The sequence below is a fragment of the Paenibacillus sp. Leaf72 genome (genome assembly GCF_001422685.1).
GTDB lineage: Bacteria > Bacillota > Bacilli > Paenibacillales > Paenibacillaceae > Pristimantibacillus.
In genome coordinates this window covers 189,862-214,457 of record NZ_LMLV01000001.1, presented here as the reverse complement: position 1 = coordinate 214,457, position 24,596 = coordinate 189,862, and the positions used below count along the sequence as shown (strand labels likewise).

Below are 24,596 nucleotides of genomic sequence, written 5' to 3'. Positions count from 1 at the left end.
ATTACGGCGAAAGCTGTTTTTTCATTAGAATGGCCTGGTAATCCTCCGGCGTATTCATATTAATGAATTGCTCAGCAATCGCCGGATTATTGGGCAGGTAATGAATGATGGACAATTGAGGAAGCACATCCATGACCTTCAGATTTCGGCTGTAGAGCGCGGCTGCCCATTTGCCCAGCGTTCGTCCATGAAAGACGGCAAACAAAGGGTGGCTTCGCTCGTCGATAATCGGGACGACAGCATCTTTGGTCGGATGACTGCCAAGCAGGGCCAGCATTTCAATAAAAGGCAAAGCGGTAAGCAGCGGATAGTCACAGGCTGCCACTATGTAAATCGTGTCCGGTTCTTGGTCGCTCATTCCGGCATGCAGACCGGCAATCGGGCCAAGGCTAGGAAAAATATCGGGTTTAATCGTAATAGAGGGAGCAAGGAAGGGATATAATTCAGGCTCATTCGTAATGATAGAAATGCGGTCTGTTAGAACAGCAAGCTGCTCGGTTATCATTTGAATAACGGGCTTGCCATTAATAAGGAGCAACTCTTTACGCTGCTGCATACGGCGGCTTTCTCCTCCGGCAAGCACGATAGCTTCCAGGTTCATCCTTCGTCACCTTGCTTTCCATAATCATTGATGTCAGGAACATTGACAAACACTTGACCTCTGTTCATAATGTAAGGAACTTGTTCGCTATTTACCATAGTGTAAAGTATGAAGCTATCATTTAACAACATTCTCTTTTGCATAACCTGAGGTGAGGAGCTTGGAGCATTCAATAAAGGATCAATTGAACCGTGGTTTGCGGGACCTGCGCCTATCTGTTACCGACCGTTGTAATTTCCGCTGCCGTTATTGTATGCCGGCCGAAATTTTTGGCAAGGACTATCCCTTTTTGGCTGAAGACAAGGTGCTTAGCTTTAATGAGATAGAACGGCTCGTAAAGATATTTGTATCATTGGGCGTCAAGAAGCTTAGAATTACCGGCGGAGAGCCGCTGCTTAGAAAAGATTTGCCGACGCTGATCAAGCGTTTGAATGCAATCGCTGGTGTTGAAGATATTGCACTGACGACCAATGGGGTTCTGCTGCCCAAATCGGCCGCTGCGCTTGCGGAAGCTGGATTGCGTCGGGTAACGGTCAGTCTGGATTCGCTAAATGACGAGCGGTTCCGATTAATGAACGGAAACCGCAGCGGCGTGCAGGCCGTGCTGGCTGGTATTGATGCGGCAGCTGCGGCAGGGATGCCAGTCAAAATCAATATGGTTGTCCAGAAGGGTGCCAATGATCAGGACATATGGCCGATGGCTGCTTATTTTCGCGAGAAGGGGCATATTTTGCGGTTTATTGAATATATGGATGTCGGCAATTCAAATGGCTGGAAGTGGGATCACGTTTTTTCTAGCAAGCAGATTTTGCAGCTTCTAGAAGAACACCTGCCGCTTGTGCCAGTGGAAGCCCATTATGCAGGCGAGGTTGCTTCCCGCTATCGCTATCAGGATGGATCGGGTGAGATCGGTTTTATTTCCTCCGTAAGCGACGCTTTTTGCAGCACCTGCACACGGGCGCGCATATCCGCTGAGGGCAAGCTGTACACCTGCCTGTTTGCCTCGAAGGGCTACGATTTAATGGAGCTGCTGCGAGCTGATGAAACGGATGAGTCGGTTCGTGAATCCATCGCCCGCATTTGGACAAATCGCAATGATCGTTATTCGGAGGAACGGGCTACCCGTACCCAGTCGCCAGCTAAAATCGAGATGTCCCATATCGGCGGCTGATTTCATAAAGTACCCGGCCTAGGCCATCCAACCACGCTTCCTCCAGAAGCGTGGTTTTTTTTGAAATATAAGCATGTATAAGTTACCCCATATAATGGGCTTATATTTCATCGCGAAACGGTGGCTTTGCCTCTACAGGACGGCAACAGCCGTTTACGCTTGAAATATAGGAAAGGATATCCTAATGTAATCCTTTCTCTATATTTCTCGGAATGAAACGCCCCGTGCCACCAAAGGATGGCGGCAGCCGTTTCACCTTGCAAAAAAACATCATAATCGTCTATCACTTTTTCTAATAGAAATCATCATAATTCTTAATTTATACAGCTAAAACAGGGTGAATTACCCCCATTTTACTCGGATTTAGCTGTATTTTGCTTCCGAAACGATGAATTGGTAAAAATTAGGTCATCATGTGTGCATTGCCCGATTGCACTTAATATGTTAGTTTGAATATTAATGATGGACTAAAGTGTGTAAACGCAGATTACAAGGTGAAACGGCCGAAAGCCGTCCTTTGGCGGTGCGGCGCGTTTCAGTCCGAGAAATATAGAGAAAGGATGAGAAAATCATATCCTTTCCTATATTTTAAAAACAGTATGATTTCATGTTTATGAGAGGTGGATTTTGTTGCAACTTCAGGTGACGAACAGTCCTTTTAATCAGGAGCAGGTTGAGCTTCTTAACCGCCTTCTGCCAACTTTGACGGAATCGCAGCATATATGGTTATGCGGATATTTGTCCGCAGTTCAGAGCACAGCAGCTTTTTCCCCTATTAGTGCAGAGCCGCAATTAAGCGCGGCGCTTGCTGTAGCAGAGGAAGCGCTGTCAGCACCCGCCCAGCCGGCAGGCTCGCGCGAAGTGACGATTTTATTCGGATCACAGACAGGCAACAGCCAGCGTCTGTCTGGCAAGCTTGCAAGCAAGCTAGAGGCAAACGGCTTTCAGGTTACCTTGTCCGCCATGAACAAATTCAAGCCAAATGGCTTGAAGAAGGTTGAAAATTTATTGATTATTGCAAGTACCCATGGAGAAGGCGAACCGCCGGATAATGCAATATCGTTCCATGAGTTCCTATATAGCAAAAGAGCGCCGCAGCTGGATGAATTGTATTTCTCCGTTCTGTCGCTCGGCGATACGTCTTATGAATTCTTTTGCCAGACGGGTAAAGATTTCGACGTTCGTCTTGAAGAACTGGGCGGCAAGCGCCTGACGCCGCGTGTGGACTGCGATCTCGATTATGATGAGCTGGCAGCAGAGTGGTTCAATCAGGTTGCCGCTGCGTTAAGCGAGCGTGTGAATGGATCGGCATCTGCTCAGCCAGCAGCTGTATCCACAACTGCCTCGATTGGCATGGCTGAATCCGAATATTCGCGTACGAATCCGTTTCAAGCGGAAGTGCTCGCGAACATTAACTTGAACGGACGCGGTTCAGACCGCGAGACGCGCCATCTGGAGCTTTCGCTTGACGGATCAAGCTTGCAATATGAGCCCGGCGATTGCCTAGGTCTTTTTCCGGAAAATCATCCGAAGCTAGTCGATGAGCTCATTCAGGCATTAGGCTGGAGCGCGGACGAGAAGGTTCCATTTAATAAAAAAGGCGAAGAAGGCTCGCTGCGCGAAGCGCTTCTGAAGCATTATGAAATTACAGTATTGACGAAGCCGCTGCTGGAGCAGGCTGCGAAGCTTTCGGCTAACAGCGGACTGCAGGAGCTTGCAGCGCCAGGCAAAGAGAAAGAGCTGAAGGAATATATCAACGGCCGCGATTTGCTTGATCTGGTGCAGGATTTTGCGCCTTGGAACTTCACGCCTGCTGCATTCGTCGGCATGTTGCGCAAGCTGCCCGCACGTCTTTATTCCATTGCAAGCAGCTTCCAGGCTAATCCGGACGAGGTGCATTTGACGATTCGCGCTGTGCGTTACGAGGCAAATGGCCGTGAGCGTTACGGCGTATGCTCGATTCATACGGCAGAGCGCCTGGAGCCAGGTGATACGGTGCCGATCTATATTCAAAACAATCCAAATTTCAAGCTGCCGGCAAGCGCCGAAACGCCGATTGTTATGATCGGTCCAGGCACAGGCGTAGCCCCTTTCCGTGCATTTATGGAGGAGCGCGAGGAAACGGGGGCGGAAGGGAAATCATGGTTGTTTTACGGTGACCGCCATTTCGTAACGGACTTCCTCTATCAAACGGACTGGCAGCGCATGCTGAAGGACGGCGTTCTGACGAAGCTGGACCTCGCGTTCTCGCGCGATTCAGAAGAAAAAGTTTATGTGCAGCACCGCATTTTGGAGCAAGCAGCGGAGCTGTATGAGTGGCTGCAAGCCGGTGCCCATGTTTATGTATGCGGCGACGAGAAGCATATGGCACATGATGTGCATTCCGCGCTTATCACGGTTATTGAACAGGAAGGCGGCATCAGCCGTGAGAAGGCGGAAGCTTATCTCGCCGATATGCAGCAGCAGCAGCGCTACCAGCGCGACGTGTACTAAACGGACCAAAGCGAGTGCGAGAGGAGAAAGCAGCAATGGCAAATGATCAAATCGTAAAGCCGATCGGCGGCCCGCCGAGCGACGTTGAAATTATCAAAATTGAGAGCAATTACTTGCGGGGAGCGCTCGTAGAGAATTTGCGCAATCCAATTACGGGCAGCCTGCCAGAAGACGAAAACCGGTTGATGAAATTCCACGGCAGCTACATGCAGGACGACCGGGATTTGCGTAATGAACGTGAGAAGCAAAAGCTTGAGGCTGCCTATCAGTTCATGCTTCGTGTAGTTGCGCCCGGCGGCGTAGCCACACCAGAGCAATGGCTGGTTATGGATGAATTAGCGCACAAGTACGGCAATGGGACGCTGCGTCTGACGACGCGCCAGGCTTTCCAAATGCACGGCGTGCTGAAATGGAATTTGAAAAAGACGATCCGTACGATCAACGACAAGCTGTTGACGACGCTTGCTGCTTGCGGCGACGTTAACCGCAACGTGATGAGCAATCCGAATCCGCATCTGTCCGAAGCACATGAGCAGGTGAATGAGTGGGCGAGACGCATCAATAATCATCTAGCGCCGCGCACGCCTGCGTATCATGAAATTTGGCTGGATGGCGAGAAGGTAGAAAGCTCGGAAGCTGCTGGCGAAGTGGAGCCGATCTACGGACCGGTTTACTTGCCGCGTAAATTCAAAATCGGGATGGCGGTTCCGCCGTCCAATGATGTAGATGTTTATTCCCAGGATCTTGGCTATATTGCGATTTTGGAAAATGGCAAGCTTGTCGGCTTCAACGTAACCGTTGGCGGCGGCATGGGCATGACACATGGCGATACGGCGACTTATCCGCAGCTTGGCCGCGTCATTGGCTTCTGTACGCCTGAGCAAACGATTGACGTTGCCGAGAAGACCGTTATGATTCAACGCGATTACGGCAATCGCTCCGTTCGTAAAAATGCCCGTTTCAAATACACGATTGACCGCCACGGTCTGGACTGGTTTGTTGACGAGCTGCATAATAGAATGGGCTGGAAGCTGGAAGCGCCGCGCGAATTCCACTTCGACAGCAATGGCGACCGTTACGGCTGGATTAAAGGCACCAACGGCAAATGGAATCTGACGCTTTACATTCAAAGCGGACGGATTCAAGATGAAGGCGACTACAAGCTAATGACGGGCCTGCGTGAAATTGCGAAGATCCATACGGGAGACTTCCGCCTTTCGCCGAACCAGAATCTTGTTATTGCCAATATTACGACGCAGAAAAAACGCAAAATCCTAGAGCTCATCGAGCAATACAAGCTGACAGATGGCTTGCATTATTCGGCTTTGCGCCGCAGCTCGATTTCCTGCGTAGCGCTGCCGACCTGTGGCCTTGCCATGGCGGAAGCGGAACGGTACTTGCCGACTTTGATCGACAAGCTCGATGTGGTTATGGATGAAGCGGGTCTGCGTGACGAGTCCATCGTAATTCGGATGACGGGCTGCCCGAATGGCTGCGGACGTCCTGCGCTTGGGGAAATTTCATTTATTGGTAAATCGCCGGGCAAATACAATATGTACTTGGGAGCAAGCTTCAACGGCGACCGTTTGAATAAGATGTACAAAGAAAATATTGATGAAACGGAAATCATCAGCACGCTGACGCCTATTATTAACCGCTTCGCGAAAGAGCGCGAGCAGGGCGAGCATTTCGGCGATTTCGTCATTCGCAATGGCTATGTGAAGGCGACGACGTCAGGGCTCAATTTCCACGATTAAAGGCGCTTGCTTTTTCTCAAAACGATAGATAGGAAATAAGGTCTGGGGCATTTGCTCCAGGCCTTATTTCGCTTATTGCCTAATGAGCGGCTGGATGTTTATAATAATTGAGTCGAAGTAGAGATAGAGAGTGAAATTGAACGAATGCCAAGAGAGGAGCACATCATAGCGATGATGCCAGAGAAAAAAGTAACGTGGCTGGAGCTGTTTTATGATTTATTGTTTGTCGCGGCCGTTTCCAAGGCTACTCATGTGCTGCTTCATGTGGAGCACAGCAGCATTACTTGGGAGCATTTGTCCAAATTCATCTTGATTTTTGTGCCGATTTGGTGGGCATGGGTTGGACAGACGATGTACAACAATCGTTTTGGCCAGGATACGCCCAAGCACCGATTATTTATCGTAGTACAAATGTTCTTCGTCCTGATTATGACGGCAAGCTTGAATGTTGATTTTGACGCGTATTATGTGCCCTTTTTTATTGGATATATAGGGCTTCGGATTATAACGGCCGTGCAATATTTGCTGACGGCGCGTTCAGAGGTGCTGCATAAGCTGCAAACCGCTCGATTTTTCGGCACCTATTTTTGGCTGGGGATAGCAATATCGTCTTGTTCCTTGTTTTTTGACTCGTGGCTGCGTTACGCTATTTTGTATGCGGGCATAATTTTGGACATTATTGTTCCGTTAATTGGCCGCAAGCATCTCGTTGTCACGCCAATCCATACCCCGCATTTACTGGAGCGTTTTTCGCTGTTTACGCTAATTTTGCTCGGTGAATCGGTCGTTAGCCTGCTTTCGATATTGGATGCCGGAGATATGAGCTTTACTTCTATTGCATTCGTTGCGCTCTCCTTTATACTCGTCATTGCGATTTGGTGGCAATATTTTGAGAACATGGAGAAAAACGTGGACAAAACGAAGCGAACGGCAGGGCAGACGATTATTTACGGCCACTTGTTTATCTATTTGTCGCTTTGCATGATCGCTGCTTCGATTCAGCTTGTGTTTTTGAACAAACTGGAATATGGTTTTATGCTCGGATTTGTTTTTGGCTCTGTGTTCATTTATTTTCTGTCGGTTATGTGCGTGTTATACAGCTACCGCTTTGAGCATTTGCGCCCGACCGTGAAGCATATTTCGCTGCTGTTGCTGCTGCTGCTTGTTTTATTCAGCGTGAACTTGCTCGTTGTAGTGCCGCCGACGGTCGTGCTTCTGGAGCTAGTGCTGTTCTTTATCGTATTTGCCAAAACAACGGCTTAGCGTTCAAAGTATGCTCGTTAAGCTAACAGGCAAGGATAGCGTGTATGAAAGAGGGCGTCTAGGCGGGCAATGTGAACGAGCCCGCCCAGACGCCCTTATGCCGAAGGTGACTATGAAGTCATATCCGGACATACCTTGTATTGTTATGTTCTTTTGAATGTCGAAGCCGTTTTAAATACCTGTAACCATAAGGATTTGCAATGTTCCTAATACCTGCGGCTGCATATCAGTCAACATATCGACATCAATGGGCTAAGGAATATATCTATCATAGAATTCCCAAAATAAATGGATATCAGCGCCAAAAGGTAATTTTCTCACTAGGCAAACGCACCGATTCATGTCCTTCTTCTTGAGCCTTGCCGATTGAAAGGATCATGACCGGAACATACCGTTCGTCGTCCAGATCAAATGTGTTAACAACCTTATCACGTTCAAAACCTGCCATAGGATTGGTGTCATACCCATGCGCGCGGGCTACCAGCATAAGTTGCATGGCAAATAAACTTGCATCGATTTTGGCCACCTCAATCTTTACTTCTCGAGGTAGTAGAGGAAACATACTTAATATTTGTGTTACCTGCTTGTCGCGCACCTCCTTCGGCATTTTCCCTTGTTCCACAGCTGCATTATAAATCTCTTCTACATACCGTTCACTCTGAGTATCGCCCAAAATAATTAGCATAGCGGCTGATGTATCATTTTGTTGCGTATTGAATTGTACAAGTGGCCGAAGCTTGTTTTTCCCTTCAGGGGTATGAACTACGATAACACGCCATGGTTGTATATTTGCAGAAGAAGGCGCTAAACTTGCTTCATTAATGATATCATGCAATTCTTCCTTTGAAATCTTGACCTGCTCATCATAATGGCGTACGGAACGCCGGCCAGTAATAATGTTGACAAAATCGTTATTTTGGATATGTTCCAGCATGTAATCTCTCCTTTTGATGTGACCAGTTTTTTTGACATAAGTGATGTCACTGGTTATCATGTTTTTATTATGAACTATGAACCTTGGTTTATAGCAAATATAAATTATTCTAGTGTTCAGAAGGGAATAGGCTATGAAAGCGAGTGAAGTGTCCAAGTTGACAGGGCTGCCAGTATCCACCTTGCGATTCTATGAACGCAAACAGTTGATTCCGGAGCAGTTTGTATCAAGAGATGAAAATAATTATCGCGTATATCATGAGGGTGTGATTGGTTTTCTGGAGGATGTGAAAACTTTGCTCACCGTAAGTTTTACTATTCAGGAATTAATCCTGCTCATAAACGAAAACGAAAATTTCTATATAGAAAAGAAAGTATTGGTGATGGAAAAAATTCAACAGATCCAGGAGCTAGAAGCAAAATTGCAAACATCAAAAACATTTTTAGCTGATGTGTTAGAGGGCAAGGCAAATTTTCAGACCCCATGCAGATCTATGGATACAACTGTGTAAACCCTTTTGAAGCCATCGTTTAGCCTGCAAATCGACTTACTACTAATCATTCAATTGAAACATATGAGTTCTGTAATTCATCACTGAGCTAACAGATACCATAGTTTATTTAATAAAGTAGCGGCAGTCTGAGACCTTTATGCAAACGATTCCTGCTGCTGGAACTCAGAAGCAACCGCCTAAGTGCAAAATAGATGATAAACGCTCGTCTTATCCACCTTTTGGTAGATATATGTATGCCTAATTGCTCATATTCAAACATATTATTGTTGCTTAAGGGTGATTAATTCCAATTCCAATCCATGTTAAAATGGTAGAATTACGAATAGAAAGGTGAGAAATACGATGGGATCTTGGGGAACAGCAGCGCTGGAAAGCGATGAAGGTCTTGATGTTCTTGATGCTTTAGGCAAATATGCAGTGGACCGCCAGTCTATTAAATTGAAAGAGCTTCTAGCTCATTATAGAGATCTCGGATTCCTTGCGGAAGATCCGGAAGAGGTGGATTTCCTTTACGATAATACAGCGATTGCTCTAGCAGAAATTGTGTGCGTCTATATCGAAAACGGTAGGACGCAGTACGAAGAACTGAGTGGTTTGGCGGAGATCGTCTGGAATAAGGAAGATCTGCTTGAGCTAAAGCAATTGGTTCAGCAGGTGTTGGATAATAAGGGCGGGGAACGCGAGCTGTATGAACTGTGGGATGGAGATCCGGATTGGATCAACCATTTGGAAAAAGTGGTTCGCATTTTAGCGGAGCGGCTTTAAATAGTAAAAAATAAACACTGGCTGCAGCCGCTTTAAGCGGTTGCAGCCTATTTGCCATTCATCATAAGCTTATATTTCTTGAAAATCCAAGAGTTAACCAAGTCAGTCATTGCATGTTTGCTTATGCGCGCAGGTGGTTTTTGCTCTTGCGAAACATCTGCTGTTGCTGCATGTACCGAAAAACGAAGCGGTTTTGTCATTTTTTTAATATCTTTTGTGATTTCATTAAAAAAAGCATATGCTAACGGCTGATGCTCCCGAATATCCTCATAAAAATAATAATTTCCTTGCTCATCCGCCATATTAATTTGAAAGCCTTTAGGAAAGGAAAGCATGATGCAAGGCAGCTCATCCTCCGACCATTGTCCGTAGTAGGGAAATGAGATACCTTCATTTCTCGCAAAAAAACCGGTGCTTTCATGATCAGACTTAACAGAAATGGAATAAACAAAGAAGGGGTGATAATCCATTCTTTGTTCCTCTGCCGTAAAATATTTATAAAAAGCTTCATAAGCGGCATACACCAGATCGTAATCATGCTTCGTTTGGGCATAATCGGTACGATGGAACTGCACTTGCTTATGCTCAAAAAGCATCAAAATGCTTTTAAACTCTTCCGGTGTTATGAAAAATTTAAGCTTATAAAAGCCGCTATTTTTTAATTTGTCCATTTCTTTCTTCTCACCGCCCAATATTGACTCCACTTATATTATCACATTTTAACAAATTGAATCTACGATCTACCAATTATTCACCTCCTTTTTTGTAAATTAATATAAAAAATACAAAAGAATATTCCGATACTATAAATAGAAGTGAATAACCGAAATAAATGAATGGAATAGGGGTGCGTTAAGGATGAGGATTTATAGCTCAACCCAGTACGACTTGAATTTATACACCAATTCGAAACAGCAGGCCGATAAACCGGCCTTGGTTACAGGCACGATACCCGGGCTTTCGCATGATACCGATACAGTGGAGATCAGCCCGGCTGCCAGACAGTTGGCGCAATCTGATATTGTGAATCATTCGGCTAAATACTTTGGAACTGTGCAAATCAATGATTCGCTGAACCGCCTTCTCACAGATCAGCCCGCGGAGGTGAGGGAAGCTGTTTATGGCATCATTCAATCCAATATCATTACAGATGTAGCTGGAGAAGAGGAAAGAGCAGCCTTATTAGAATTGGGACTTACCCAAGCTAAGTATATCGCGGACAACTATATGAAGGATGATGAAGCTGCGGAATTTATGAATACGATTCGTCAAATCGGCGCCATCTCCCAAACGAGAACGGTAGACCCTGAAACGAATGAATTCCATTACGAAACCCCGCCGCAAAGGCCTATTGGGGCTCCAGACGATTATATTGATTTGAACTATATGATGAAGAAATTCGAGCCGAATACGCTGGACAAGCTGCAAGATGCAATTGTGAACGGAAAAGACTGGAACAGCATCTTGCAAACCTTCGCTAAGAAAGCATCGACAAATACGGATTGGCTGAAGGCATACAGAGAGGAAGCTGCCAAACCGATCGGGGACATTGCCGGTGAGAACAGATTCGAGAAGGCCTCTACTGCCAGCTTGACTGCGTTCGTCAAAGATATCAAGGACATCACTGCCAATGCCGGTTTTGATAATACGGGGTTTATTAAAGACAATATAGAGGCTTTTATGCGAACGTTGGAAAGCACAAGGTCTTTTCAGCCTTAATCGTATCGAGTAAAAAATACCCGCCTGCCACTGCTTGGACGAATTCTAATCAGGGCATGCGGGTATTTTTCTGACATTTAAAAGAAAGTTTAAGTGAAAGTTTAAGAGCATGAGCGATAAACAGTATCATAAGGGATGACAAAATAAATGGTTGCCCTACTATCCAGTATTTTGCTTCTATCTATAACATAAGCTTAACCAGTACACGTTATAAATTAGCATGGGAAGGAGTTGGTTTCAATAAAGAAACGATTGCATCAACAGCTTGAGGAGATTCTTGTCTCTTCTGTAGATCATAAAAACATATTTGGGACGGTTCTGAGAATGGAATCGGGAAATAAACAGTTGATATGGACCGGAGCGGCTGGCGATATGAATCAAAATAATCAGTTTTTTATCGCGAGCACGACCAAACTTTTTGTAACCGCAACCATATTAAAGCTAAGAGAGCTGAAAAAAATCCAGTTGACTGACCAAATAAGCCGTTACCTAGACAAGGAGATTCTCTCGGGAATCCATCGCTACCAAGGAACCGAATATTCCTACGACATTACGATTCGACAATTGATGGCCCATACTTCGGGTCTGCCGGATTACTTTGAGCAAGTAAGACAAAACAGTAAGAGTCTAAAGGTTGAACTCCTTGCCGGATACGATACTTCATGGTCGTTCGACAAGGTGATGGAGGACGTGAAGCAAATGAATTCACACTTCCCGCCTGGTAAGAAAGGCAAGGCATTATATTCCGATACCAACTATCAATTGCTTGGCAAGATTATCGAGAACGTAATGAATAGTAAATTAGAAGATGTTTTCAAGTTGTTCATTTACGAGCCCTTGGCTTTATCCGAAACCTACATCTATACAAACAACCATGATCAAACTCCCAAGCCTCTTTACTATAAAAAATCTTCCTTGCATGTACCAGAGGCCATGGCCTCCTTCGGACCGGATGGAGGGATTGTCTCCACTGCAGACGAGCTGATGCGCTTTCTGAGGGCTTTTTTTGAAGGTGAATTATTTCCTAAACACGATTTGAGCGAGCTTTATGTTTGGAATAAAATCTTTTTCCGTTACAGTACGGCATTGGAATCGCGAAATTCAAGCTTCCTAGGTTTTTCTCGCCGCTGCGATCCATTCCAGAGCTAATCGGACATTCCGGTTTATCGGGAGCATTCGCGTATTATTGTCCAGAGAAGGATTTGTATTTGACAGGTACGGTCAATCAGGTTTCCACTCCGAGTTTGTCCTATAGGCTGATGCTTCGGGTATTGGATGCAATGCAAAAATAAACGCTCCTAGAGCGGCAAGTATTTAGAGCTGTCTTTTTGTGCGCCTTTCTGAGTATGGGTTGAATTATAGTAAAAAATTTACAAGGATATTTTTTATATTTTATTCCAAAATTCGATATAATTTGATATAATATTCCTTGCGAATGGGCAAGAGACTTTCATTCCTAGTACCTGCAATACTCTTCCACGAAGAAGGCGGATGTCAGTATTCGCACCCCAATTTCATAACAGCATGGCGCAGTCAGAAAATGCTAGTTTTTTTGGAAATAACTAATTTTTCAGAGGAGACTGAAGCCATGAACAAAACCTTGCATTTTGAGCTCGTATCTAATTCTACGGAGGTACCGCTCACCTTGCATATCGGGCAGTACAAGTATGCGCTGCACAATCACACGCCGCAGACGCTGCTCGATTCGACACGGACCAATAGTGCTCTCGCACTAATACCTGAACAGCAGAGACAGAAATTCACGCATTTTGTTGAAATTTCCGAGTCGCTGTTCCAAAGTGATCGTCTAACCCGCATCCGTGTAACCTCTCCTGATCACGATCCGAATGTATACCTCCCCAAGCTGCATCATGTTTCCTTTCACATTCCGAAAGTACACCGAGTCAATCACATAAAGAGCAAGCTTGCCGCAAACTCGCTGCATTTACATCCCAAACTAACAAGTCTTGGTGTCGCCCAGCTTAACACCTTTGATGCCCTTCAGGTCAATCTTGATGCCGAAGATCTGTTAAGCCCATGGGATATTGCAACAGCGATTCTGTTCCACTACCCAGAGCTATCCTCTAATAAGCCTTATACAGCGAATATCGTGATGAACGATCACATCGCACCACCTCAAAATGTTAATCCGGCCCAGTATAACCAAGTGTACAATCTAGCGACAATCATCAGCAAACAGGGTCCTGCATCCTCCACAGGCGGCTGGGCTAAAATTACAAATTCGGTTGACCAGAACGGCACTCCGCTTACTTATGGCTATGACATGGGTACGCATAAAGCGGGGGATCCAATCCTCATTTACAGCTGGTCAGATTTAACCGTACAAAATGCAACCTCACCAATGACTGGCGCCATGCAAAGTGCAAGCAACGACAATTCCCTTCAAAATCAGACATGGACGGTCAATCAGGGCAAGACGGCCTACCAGCAGGATGGAGGATCCACAACGGGCTCGGTTGAAAAATCGTTCTCGGCGTCCCGTGCAAAACTCGCAGCGGTGGGAGATCAGACGTTCAAATGGACGGTAAAAGAAGAGACCCCGCATCACGGCTTAGGCGTTTATGCCGATACGATTTCCTTTAGCGACGACGGCAAGTTTTCGATACAGGTGAAAAATACGTATTTGCGCACATTGACTGCCTATGCGGAATTTTTCAATGAGAACGGGGATGCGATCTCCAACCCGTCAGGCTGGGTGGATCAACTGCCATCCTCGATTTCCAGCTGGTTCGAGACGGACAAGAAGAAGTATATCTCAAGCGTATCCGCCGTCAATACGATTCTTGGCATTCCGATGCCGACCGATCCGAAGACGCTCTCGTTCGTCTTTCCGGAGGAAGCAACTCAGCTTAAGCTGCTCTTCGGGTGTCTCGGCACTTCAAAATGGGATGGAGACGTCGACCCTTCAGGCGCAATACTGACAGGTATTTTCCAATACGGAATTCCTTCGGTGTTTCTAATTGCTGGGGCAGCGATTACGAGCTCCAAATGGTTTAATGAGTTTGTGTCTGACACTGAAAATGTCGTAGCTGCCCTTGCGGTTGCTTTCCCAATTGTCGGCGGGGGCGTTGCAACAGCAGCAGCCTTAACCAATGCAAAATCCGTGCTATTCAGCTTTGCGGACGCTATGGCCGGCATTCTGCTTGCTAAGGGGCTTGAGAAACTGGCGCTTTATATAACGGGCCAGATCACGGTTGCGGAGCTGGAGGATGAAGTTCCGTTTGTCGGCTGGGCGCTTCGTGCGGCCAACATGGCGATCAACTTTGCGGAAATGGCCGTTACGACTGGAGAAATTCTGTCCTCGCCGGCTACTCTTTCCATTGACATCTGCCGTTCGATGAATTTGAATTTCACGCTTCATCCGGATCCGACCCATGGCGAGCCCGGGCATCCCGAGACAGCCGTATGGCCCGCCGTGTCTGACCATTACCAAGTGACGGTGCAATACAAGGGCGGCACGAACTTCGTTCTTAGCGGCAACATGCCTGCCACAACCTCGAACACGCCGCTGCAGCTGACCTTCGCGGATCTGCCTGTCGGCGGGAGCATTCAAATCACAGCCGGCATCTATTCGGCCAACGTCTGGCTCTGTGGCAAATACCAGAGTGAATGGATGGACGCCTTCCCGAGCAGTGGATCCTCTTCCCTTTCGCTGAGTGCGGATATTACCGAAATTCTAGTGCCGCTTACCCAGGATACACAGTACAACTACAAAGAGAAAATCATATACGACCAAAACTCGGACAAGCATGTGTGGCATGCCGGTGATCTGCCAACGGCCACCCTATCCAGTCTGGACTGCAGCAGCGGCGGCCATTACATTTGCAAGCCGGTCGATATTACGCTGAATGACCAAGCTTACCAGATTGGCTATGTATGGAGCGCCTCAGGTCAGAATTATATGGCCCAGAACGTCTCGGTGCTGGCTGATCCGCAGTCACGCTACAAGTCGTCCGAGGTTCAACTCACGGTGCAGCCTTATATCGCCTATGACCAATTTGGTCTTGAGCCAGATGGAAGTGGACAGGAGACTGTCAGCCTGAACAATTTCATTCTAGATACCCGCAATAGCCAAATGAATTTGCGCCAGGTTAACCTGATGGACGGCGAAAGCGGATTCGGTTTGAATGATCCGAATTTGAAGAGCTGGGGACGGTTCAATCTGTCCAATATCGACGCGATGGTCGTTCATCCGGATGGAGCGGTCATTGCAGTCAGCTGGAAAGACAGCAAGATGGAAATTCTTCAAATTCCAGATGCGCCGACCGATGATGCGCATGCGCCTGACGCTCAGATGGTATCCGGGCTTGGGGTTCGCCAAGGGCTGCTGCAGGGGCCAAAATCCATCTCCGTAACACCAGACGGTCGCGTGCTTATTCTGGAAACGCTTAATAAGCGGATTCAAGCTTTCGATACGAAAGGCAATCCGGTTTCCAGCTTCCTGGGTGATAAGCTGTTCACGCTTGAGGCTTCGGTCTATTCATCAGACCTGGATAATGGCATATTCTCGGATGCGCTGCAGCTCCAGTTTCAGGAAAATGGCCTTACACATATTTTTGATCTGGATGAATCTCTTGTCGCGAGTTTGAATCAAGGCCAACTCTCGGACAATATCATCAATGCCTTCGCTTTCCAAGGTGTGTTCCTGACCTACGAAAGCGATCAAATGAGCAATCATGAGGTCAGTACGTACGTCACGGTCGTAACTTCTGGAGCGGCATGGACGATTACCGACCCGAACAAGAATGCAGTTTACAATATTAAGAAAAACGACCTGGTTCTCAACGTATTTGATGTGCTGAACAATGTGACCGTTGATGTCCGCGCGAAGGGCAGCAGCTGGGTGGTAGAGGATTGGAACGGCGCGCAATCGTATTACATCTCCACCGATGCAGCGGACAGCCAGACTCTTAACGTCAATCGCTATTTGTCCTTCATGCTGCTTTACAACCCTGAGAACCGCACCGACATTACGTATTTGGATGTAGCTGTTGAAGCGAAAGGCTATCTCTACGTGCTTTCTTATGTAGCCGGCGGCAAGGAGCCAAGTGACTACTTTTTGGATATCTATAACCCAGACGGCACGTTCCTTGTCCGTACACCGGATTCGCAATTACAGCCGACGAGACCGCAGTTTATCAGCGCAGCGAAGCTTGTCGTTGACGTATGGCGCAATGTCTATACGCTGAACTACGAGCCTATTATCGGCCCGAACAATACGACGGAGCCGTCGATCAGTCATTGGATTCCGACTCCGCCGCTGTTCGATTTGCCGCTTAGCGACCAGTCGGATTTCAATAATGCCAATGTAGCGGCAGTTCAGGCTGATTTCTCAGCAAACGGCATTACGCTGGCGAATCCGACTACGATCCAAACGATAAATCCAAGTGGCTACTGGAAGGTATCCGATTCGACACAGACGTATGATGTCATCCGCAGCGGATCGAATCTTGAGGTTTATTCCATTCCAGTAACCTAAGAGCAATCTTCGCTTTAATAGCAGCTATTGAAGTATTGCAAGAGCATGTGATGCAGCTTGAGCGCATACAGCTTTTTATACTATAGCTGTATGGCGCCAGTCTGCAAGACTAATGGGCAGAGGAACGGGAGGAATGAACATGGGGGATTTATTTAGCCAAACGCTGCAACAACTCGGTTTGACCGAAGCGGATGTAAGCAAAGGCACACTTAGAACAGGGGATAAGCCAGGGCCAAACTATCTATCCACGCGGCCGGAATATGAATCCGCCTTGTCCGCCAAGAGGATTATTGTGAAAAGTTTGGAACAGTTGCAGTCGATTATCGGGGCAAACGATTCGAACGGCGGGGAGCTTGATATTCCTAAGCCGTGGCCGGCAAGCAAATCTGGCATGAAGACTCAGGATCTGACCGAGTTGGATGAGCGGCAGCTCTATGACGCGCTTCGTGCCTGCCTGGCTGGTCGACAAAACGAGGTGCAGAGCTACGCTGATATTTTGAACGCACGGTATTTTCCAATGAGCTTAAGCGTTTTCACTACTCAAGACATAGTCGTTTCGGCAGGCAGCCCGCTTATTATATCCCCTCAAGGGCACGATCCAGTGTCGGTCACATGCAATACGCTGACGCTGGAGCAAGGCGGCCAAATCATCTGCGAAGCACCGGTTATTCTGACCTGCAATACGTTTATCAAAAACTAGCGGGCACGCCCGATAACTTAGGAGGAACTAAAAAATGCTGACTGCACAAGATATCCGCAACCGTTTTATGGCGAAATTCAATTTGACCGAGGAGATTATACAACAAGGAACGCTAACAACGAGCGGAGGCGGCACGTACATCTCGGCCAATCCCAATCATGACACTGCTATTAAGCCGTTCTATGTAACGGTAGAATCTATTGACGATTTCAAGGCATTTGGCGGGAATTCCGACGAGCATTACGCGAACAATACGCTTCAAGAGCATCATGAAGCGCTCGCAGAATGGGATGCAAGCAAGAATGAAAAGGCTTACTCGGAGCTGTCCGTACTTGAGAAATCGGCTGTCTGCAGCGCCTATCAGACCTATATCTACGGCAACTCGAGCAAAGTCAAATCTTATAAGGCTGTGCTGCAGAAGCATTTCTTTCCGGCGCAGCTTGCCGTCTGTGCAGGGCAAGATGTCGTTGTCACGCCAGGCAATCCGCTAATTCTGGCTGGCGATGGCGATAATCCGATCACCTACAGCTTTAATACCATTACGATTCAGCCGGGCGGTCAAATCATTAGCCAGGCTAATGCCACATTGCTTGTGGATACGCTTATTCAAGAAGAGGGCGGTACCCAGCTGGGGGACACGCAGCCGACCAACAGCTTTGTAAGCATCGGAGCTGACGGGCAAAGCGGGGCGGCAGGCGGCAACGGCGGCAACGGCAATCCGGGCAGCCAGGGCAGCGCAGGCTCTGACGGTAAAAATTCCTGCGATACGCAAGCGGGACAAGGCGGCACGGGGGGAACGGGCAATCCGGGTACGCAAGGTGGCAACGGCTCTCGCGGCTCTGACTCTCAAGTGGTCAAAGCTACTCTAACTGTTGTGCAAGGGCCGATATCGCTAATGTCCTGCGGCGGGAATGGCGGGGCTGGCGGCGTAGGTGGCAATGCCGGAGCTGGCGGTGTAGGCGGCACGGGTGGCAGCTCGACCTCTCATTGTTCGGCAGGCGCGCAAGGCAAAGGAGGTCAAGGCGGCAACGGTGCGGACGGCGGCAGTGGCGGTGATTCTGGCAATGGCCAAAATATTTATTGTACGTATCAATCGCTTGGACCGAACGGCTCTATCTCCCTTGGTGTTCCGACGAAAGGACAAGGCGGCCAAGGAGGAGCGGCAGGAAACGGCGGCAACGGCGGTCAAGGAAATCCAAACGGCGGCGGCGGCACGGCGGGATCGCCAGGGGCAAACGGCAAAAACGGCACGAATGGAACGGTGTATATTAACAACGTCCCTCAGCAATAATCGTTATTTATATATAAGGAGGTCAGCAGATCATGAGTGCAAGCTACGATATTGTCATTCAAGGGGCAAGCGGAACCAATGGGGCGGATGGCGCGCAAGGTGAGAGTGCGGCCGCAAGCGGCAGCAACGGCACGAATGGGACGTATAACAAATTGGATACACCGCATTGTATCAGTGCTACGAACGGTCAGCAGGGACAGAATGCGGTAAGCTCGGGTCAAAATGGCGAGCAGGGCAGCGCAGGCGCCTCAGCCTCCGATTTCATTTTCAAGTGTCAATCCATTGTAGCTCAGAGTCCCATTACCATCTACAGCGCAGGAGGCAGCGGCGGAAATGGCGGTAATGGAGGAAACGGCGGAAATGGCAGCAACGGCGGCAGCGCAGGCCAGCAAAATTCCAAATGCTCCAGCTCCATACCCCCAGCTACAGGAGGCAATGGCGGTAATGGGAGCAACGGTGGAAACGGGGGGTATGGCGGAAATGGCGGCAACGGCGGCGATATTACCGTCCGTTATGTGAGCGCATCGCTTACCGTCCCGGTTATTGCCCAATCAAACGGTGCTATTGGCGGGCAAGGAGGCAGTGCGGGCTTTGCAGGCGTAGGCGGGGTAGGCGGCGCGAATGGCACGGCACCGGGGCAAAATCCGTCCAATGCGGATAATGGAGCTTCCGGAACGAACGGAGCACCTGGCGTGAACGGTAATTCGGGCGCAAACGGTAAAGTCTCAATCAAGGAAGGCAGTCAAACTTAATTAATAATCGGCGGGGGGAATCCGAATGTCCTCGACCATGATGACATTTATTGGAAAATGGATATTCAGCGATACAGCTGGAAGCACGTATATGAGCCTGGATGGATCTACCTCTCAGTTGGTGGCTGTCCAGGCTACCGCCGCCTCTCCTGACCAGCGATTCAATACTTATGGGGATATGGGTACCGGTTTTTGGCTGCAGGCCAATAATGGCAAATATGTTGTCTATGCTGGAAGCGGTTATGCGGCAACAGAGGATCGGAGTGGGGCTCCTGCTCTGTTTACATTAGTTTCAAGCGGCAATGCTGTCTTGCTCGTCGAGCAAGTATCGGGCATACAGTATGACATTAATATGAGCGGAGGCACGATTAGCAGAATAGCATCGAACAATCCGCCAGCGACGGCTTTATTCCATCAGCAGTCAATCACACCTGGTCTGGTGCAAATTCAGCAGGCCTCGGTTATTCATTCGGCCGATTTGTCGTGGGTTTACTTAGCTGGAGCGGATCTCAGCCAAATTGATTTTTCTGGCTCCAATCTTAGCGGTGCAAATTTAGACTCCTGCAACTTGTTTGAAGCGACATTCCAAGGACCGGATACGATTATTTCTTATTCGAGCTTTGCAAGCGCGTCGATGAGCTACGCCATTCTGGATAAATGTACGGCTGTGAGCGTCGATTTTAGCAACGCCACTATGAAATTTGTATCGCTTTCCGATGCGAGCCTGGCTGGCTGTGATTTTACATCTGCCAACCTGTCTAGTGCTTCTGTAGACGGAGTTGACCTGACAGGAGCATGCCTGGCAAGTGCAAACCTTTATGGCACGGTGCTGATTCATTCCAACCTGACGAAAGCCGACCTGACCGGTGCGAATCTGCTGCTGGCGAATCTGGACAGCATTCAAATTCCGGGGGCTACGTTGACTAATTCGACACTAAACAACCAGGATTTGACGACAGCCATCATCGATGCCCAAACGAACTTTACGGGGGCTAGCATGCAAAAGGTTCGTCTCAACAAATGTTCGTTAAAGAACGTAACCTTCACGCATGCGGATTTGACCGGCGCACTGCTGGACGGCAGCAATCTGACCGGCGCTGATCTCAGCTTCGCGACACTGACCAATGCTTCCCTGCAAAACGGGGTCGCCCTGTTCAGCGCTTCATTGTCCAATGCGACGCTGACAGGCGCAAACTTGACGGGTGCGCAGCTTGGAGCCAAGCAGGAAGCATTTACGCTTAGCACCTCGCTCATCTCCGATTTGAACGGCGGCGCCGTCACGTCTGCGATCAGTCAGGCTTTTCAGAATGCAGGGTATCCGCTTTCGAAAGCCGCGACCATTACGGTCCGCATTCCGAGCCAGAACTGGATCATCACCGATAACAACACGGTATATACCATTACGAACGGCGGGGCTGTCCTGAACGTATGGCTTTATGTATCAAGCAATGATGCTGCCGTTCTAGCGGGGGCTTATATGCCTAATGCCATTTTCACCGATGCGAACCTGTATGCGGTCAATATGTCGGGCGTCAACTGGTACGGAAGCTCGGCAAAAGCGGATAACGCCGATCTGGAGGAAGCTGATCTCGCCAATGCCAATCTTGGCAGCATGGATTTCTCGCAGGCCCGGATGTACGGCTGCAATTTGGATTCAGCCAATCTGATCGCAGCGACGTTGAACGGCACGTATTTGACGCCATCGATTAACAAGAAGCAGGCTTCGCTTGCTTTTGCCAATATTCAAGGTGCAGTTTTCCAGCAGGCGCAGCTGCAGAATGCTGTATTAACGAATGCAGCGGTATCGCTGAACGAAGGGCCTTTTTTTACACTGGCGTCATCGTATGCCGTCGATCTGGACAATCAGACGATATCAGCAGCGCTGCGCAGCCAGTTCCAAACCAACCATTTTCCGCTGGACCCGGGGGCGACTGTGACAGTTGTAACGCTGGGCAGCTATTGGACGATTAAAAACGCTTCTAATCCCATTTATCCGATCTATTCCATAGTCAAAATAGGTACGCAGTTATACGTATCCGGCGGCCCGATTGGCGTTCATCTGTTTAATTTGCCTCAGTCCATGAGCAAGGAGCTTGATGCGAAAAATTTGGCCTCTGACATTCAAAACGCTTTCAGCAGCGCGGGATATCCGCTCGTATCCTCTGCAAGCATCGACCAAGTCATCATCCCGGGCAGCAAATGGCATTTAAGTAATATCAGCACGGATACTTCACAATTACAGCAGGGCTATGTGGAATTTTATATTATTGCAAACGAAGATCAAACGCTTCATATATACGGATCGGTGCTGATGGTCATTCGTCCCGATGATACCCATACGCTGGAACAGGTCCGAATCGTGCTGGCTACGACACAGATGACTCAGGATGTCATGGACGGCACGACGACTTGTCCGAATGGGCAAAAGCTGAAGCAGTATTTGAATCAGCTGCCTCCGCAGCATATTACATGGGAGCAGATGATGACGGCTGCTGCGCCGCCGAAGCCGCCAGCATGTGTGCCGGACCCGTTTCATTGGTGCAATTAAACCTATAAGGAGGTCTATAAAATGGCAAGCCAGGTCATCCCAGCACCGATGGATTACGCGGTTCTGCTTGCGGGGGCGCATCCGGAGCTGTCTTCACCGGATCCGGTTATTCAAACCGAGGTCAACAGCTTGATCAACAGCCAGACCAATCTGCTCTATGGACTCGCGACAGCGATCAGCAAACAGGGGCCGGCTTCGTCTAGCGGAGGCTGGGCCACAATAGAGCAGATCGGGAAGCTCGGCACGAATGCCGTTTATCAATATACGCTGTCTTCTGCAATCACCTCGGCAGTTGGCCCGCTTATTGAAGGAACGCTTGTACTCGTCAAACAGGACGACAATTTGCTAAATAGGCTATGGTCTGTTCAGCAGGGCGTCACCGGTGCTTATCAGCCGGTTATTCCGCCAGCTGCTGGTTTTCAGTGGACGGCGGATAATTTCCAGCCGCAATGCGGCATTACGGTGCAATCAGTCAGCGCCGACCCTCAATCGAAGCAGTTCCAAATTGTTCTGCAAAATAGTTTTCCGGCTTTCTACAGTCTATACACGGAATTTCTCGATGCTTCCGGTGCGCTCATTACGCTTGAAGCTGGGGAATGGACATCAAGACTCCAATCAGGCTCGCCCTTTGAAACAGCAACGTTGAAATTCATAGGACTGGTGCCGCCAACACTCGGGATAGCAGGTATGCCTGCCGCTGCCCAGCAGACGACGCAGTCATTTCAAATCCCGAGTGCAGCGGTATCTGTCCGGCTTACCTTCGGAACATTGGGTGCGCTTGGATGGAACAGCGTTGCCAATCCGCTGCCATTTTTTTTCTCAGCTGTGCTCGGCTACGCTGTTCCATGGATCATGAAGTCCGCCGGCGAGTATACTTCGGCGACAGCGGCATGGTATTACGAGCTGTTTAGCGACAGCGGAATTGTAATGGAATTGGAAAAGACAGCAGGGATTTTGTCATCTGCCGTCTCAACATTGGATGCAATCAATCTGCTCTGTGCGCAGACAGGCAAGCTGTTGTTCGGCGGCTCGTTGCCTAAGCTGCTCGCTGCGCTGCGTCTCAAATACAAAGACGATGTTCTTATTCAGGCAGCCCAAAGCACATATTGGCCGCTAGCGGGCATGTTATCTTCTCTGCAGAGCGGCGCAGTAAGCGGTGTGGTAGAGACACTGTCTGTTCCTGCAACTTTCGCGCAGGTTTATAGCATGAATATGATCGTGGTTTCAACGGTTGAGGTATATCCTGACCCAGCCCATGGCACATGGCCGCTTACAGCTGCTTCATATACAGTTAAATGGACAGGAAATGGCGATGTGCAAACAGAGAGCGGATTGATAAACGGCATTTGGAGTGATCCGCTGTTAAAGTCGTCGTTTGCCAATGTTCCACATAATGCTGCCGTGTCCGCGCAGGCGTTCATCTACGACGCTTCTGGAGCTTTAGTTGGGCAGGGTGAAGCAAGTGGAATAGCATCCTCCACTCTCAGCATCGTGATTCAAGAAAATGCCCCAGCTGCAGCAGCAAAGGGCTATCGGCAAACGATGGCGCTGGCCTTTAGCCCTGAGGCGGGTTTCAATTGGCAGCCGGCAACTGAGGCAGACCCCTCGACGATTGCAAGTTTGGACTGCAGCAATGTCGGAACCAATCTATGTCAACTTACTGGCATTTCATTTAATGCTGCTGCTTCGGCGCTTGTGTATGGCTGGAGGGCATCGGGCCAGACGTGTGCGCCATGCAGCGGCGGCGGGGCAGGGGCGCAAATGTACAGGCTCCAAGCCATTTCGGTTTCGTCATCGCCTGCCCATTCGCTTAAGCCCGCATCATGCGGCTTCTATACGATGACGACCATTGCAGCTGGCCACAACTGTGATAATAATCTGTTCTTCGATACACGTACGGAGCCATATGCGCTCAGGAACATCGCGCTCGGAGATGCTGGCGTTTTTCAGTTCCCTACGGGAACGTGCCGAGGGTATTTAACGCTTAGTACAGTGGATGATTTGACCGCTCATCCAGCTGGATTTGCGGCTGCAGTCAGCACAGCCGCAAGCATGCTGCAAATTGTGCAGCTAAGCGCGCAGCCGGTGGCGGACAGCGCAGCTCCGGGACCTTATTCGGTCGGTGGAGTGGGGACACGGCCCGGGCTTATGCAGCAGCCCGTAGCAGTTGCAGCTGCACCTGACGGTACCCTTATCGTACTGGAGGCAGGGAACAAGCGGCTGCAGGCCTTCGACGTGTTCGGCAACAGCCAGAATTATTTCGCTATGTCCCCTGTGCTGCAGCTTCGCCAGACGTCTGGTATATCGTACATTGATCTAGATATCGATGTGGACGGCAATATGTATGTGCTGTCTTATTCCGGCGGCGGAAATCAGGCAAGTCAGTATTTGCTTGACGTGTACAGCTGGCAGGGAGCGCTTCTTTCTTCAACGGAGGGCGTAAATGCAGCGAAAATTGCCGTAGATGAATGGCGGAATTTATATGCGCTCGACTACAGCCTAATGCAAGGGCCGCAGGGAGATACAAGTCCTGCCATTCGGGTATGGACGCCGATAACGACTTGAGGTTGGAAAGGAAGGCTATCACG

17 protein-coding genes are annotated in these 24,596 nt (G+C 48.7%); 14 read left to right on the top strand and 3 right to left on the bottom strand.

Annotated elements, in window-relative coordinates; translation table 11 throughout:
* Position 1: 1 nt before the first annotated feature.
* Positions 2–601, bottom strand: a complete 600-nt coding sequence (mobA, locus tag ASF12_RS00850; protein WP_056028479.1) for a molybdenum cofactor guanylyltransferase — start codon at positions 599–601, stop codon at positions 2–4.
* A 160-nt stretch (positions 602–761) separates the two neighbouring features.
* Between mobA and moaA the strand changes: the two genes are divergently transcribed.
* From moaA to ASF12_RS00830, 4 genes are all read left to right on the top strand, one after another.
* Positions 762–1,772: a GTP 3',8-cyclase MoaA gene (gene moaA / locus ASF12_RS00845; protein WP_056028476.1), complete on the top strand. Its 1,011-nt coding sequence runs from the start codon at positions 762–764 to the stop codon at positions 1,770–1,772.
* 630 nt (positions 1,773–2,402) lie between these two features.
* Positions 2,403–4,265 carry an assimilatory sulfite reductase (NADPH) flavoprotein subunit gene (locus ASF12_RS00840; RefSeq protein ID WP_056028473.1) on the top strand — a complete coding sequence of 621 codons (1,863 nt, stop codon included), beginning with the start codon at positions 2,403–2,405 and terminating at the stop codon, positions 4,263–4,265.
* A 35-nt stretch (positions 4,266–4,300) separates the two neighbouring features.
* Positions 4,301–6,022 carry an assimilatory sulfite reductase (NADPH) hemoprotein subunit gene (gene cysI, locus ASF12_RS00835; RefSeq protein ID WP_056028469.1) on the top strand — a complete coding sequence of 574 codons (1,722 nt, stop codon included), beginning with the start codon at positions 4,301–4,303 and terminating at the stop codon, positions 6,020–6,022.
* A 174-nt stretch (positions 6,023–6,196) separates the two neighbouring features.
* Positions 6,197–7,285, top strand: coding sequence for a low temperature requirement protein A (locus ASF12_RS00830; protein ID WP_056032621.1), 1,089 nt, complete (start codon positions 6,197–6,199; stop codon positions 7,283–7,285).
* A gap of 295 nt (positions 7,286–7,580) precedes the next feature.
* Here the strand turns inward: ASF12_RS00830 and ASF12_RS00825 are convergent, their stop codons facing one another.
* The gene (locus ASF12_RS00825) at positions 7,581–8,219 is read right to left on the bottom strand and encodes a nitroreductase family protein (protein WP_056028465.1); all 639 of its coding nucleotides are present in this window, start codon (positions 8,217–8,219) and stop codon (positions 7,581–7,583) included.
* A gap of 133 nt (positions 8,220–8,352) precedes the next feature.
* Here ASF12_RS00825 and ASF12_RS00820 point away from each other — a divergent pair, with 133 nt between their 5' ends.
* Together ASF12_RS00820 and ASF12_RS00815 are read left to right on the top strand one after the other, a co-directional pair.
* On the top strand, positions 8,353–8,730 hold the full coding sequence (locus tag ASF12_RS00820; RefSeq protein ID WP_056028462.1) for a MerR family DNA-binding transcriptional regulator: 378 nt from the start codon (positions 8,353–8,355) through the stop codon (positions 8,728–8,730).
* 345 nt (positions 8,731–9,075) lie between these two features.
* Positions 9,076–9,498 carry a DUF4259 domain-containing protein gene (locus ASF12_RS00815; protein ID WP_056028459.1) on the top strand — a complete coding sequence of 141 codons (423 nt, stop codon included), beginning with the start codon at positions 9,076–9,078 and terminating at the stop codon, positions 9,496–9,498.
* Positions 9,499–9,545: 47 nt separating this feature from the next.
* On the opposite strand, the gene ASF12_RS00810 is transcribed toward ASF12_RS00815, so the two are convergent.
* Positions 9,546–10,190, bottom strand: a complete 645-nt coding sequence (locus ASF12_RS00810; RefSeq protein ID WP_235533004.1) for a hypothetical protein — start codon at positions 10,188–10,190, stop codon at positions 9,546–9,548.
* Positions 10,191–10,356: 166 nt separating this feature from the next.
* On the opposite strand from ASF12_RS00810, the gene ASF12_RS00805 reads away from it, so the two are divergent.
* The 8 genes from ASF12_RS00805 to ASF12_RS00770 all read left to right on the top strand — a co-directional run bounded on the left by ASF12_RS00805 (position 10,357) and on the right by ASF12_RS00770 (position 24,573).
* Positions 10,357–11,217 (top strand): hypothetical protein, encoded by an 861-nt coding sequence (locus tag ASF12_RS00805; RefSeq protein ID WP_056028456.1) that lies wholly within the window; start codon positions 10,357–10,359, stop codon positions 11,215–11,217.
* A gap of 324 nt (positions 11,218–11,541) precedes the next feature.
* Positions 11,542–12,366, top strand: coding sequence for a serine hydrolase domain-containing protein (locus ASF12_RS00800; protein ID WP_155972696.1), 825 nt, complete (start codon positions 11,542–11,544; stop codon positions 12,364–12,366).
* A 439-nt stretch (positions 12,367–12,805) separates the two neighbouring features.
* Complete coding sequence (locus ASF12_RS00795) at positions 12,806–16,717, top strand: hypothetical protein (RefSeq protein ID WP_056028450.1); 3,912 nt, start codon at positions 12,806–12,808, stop codon at positions 16,715–16,717.
* A 139-nt stretch (positions 16,718–16,856) separates the two neighbouring features.
* Positions 16,857–17,417 (top strand): hypothetical protein, encoded by a 561-nt coding sequence (locus ASF12_RS00790; protein ID WP_056028447.1) that lies wholly within the window; start codon positions 16,857–16,859, stop codon positions 17,415–17,417.
* Positions 17,418–17,451: 34 nt separating this feature from the next.
* On the top strand, positions 17,452–18,708 hold the full coding sequence (locus ASF12_RS00785) for a hypothetical protein (RefSeq protein WP_056028445.1): 1,257 nt from the start codon (positions 17,452–17,454) through the stop codon (positions 18,706–18,708).
* 32 nt (positions 18,709–18,740) lie between these two features.
* Positions 18,741–19,460 carry a hypothetical protein gene (locus ASF12_RS36105; protein WP_056028442.1) on the top strand — a complete coding sequence of 240 codons (720 nt, stop codon included), beginning with the start codon at positions 18,741–18,743 and terminating at the stop codon, positions 19,458–19,460.
* 25 nt (positions 19,461–19,485) lie between these two features.
* Entirely contained in the window at positions 19,486–22,008 is a 2,523-nt protein-coding gene (locus ASF12_RS00775; protein ID WP_056028439.1) for a pentapeptide repeat-containing protein, read from the top strand.
* A 21-nt stretch (positions 22,009–22,029) separates the two neighbouring features.
* A complete protein-coding gene (locus ASF12_RS00770) occupies positions 22,030–24,573 on the top strand; it encodes a hypothetical protein (protein WP_056028436.1) in 2,544 nt (847 codons plus the stop codon).
* Positions 24,574–24,596 lie beyond the last annotated feature (23 nt).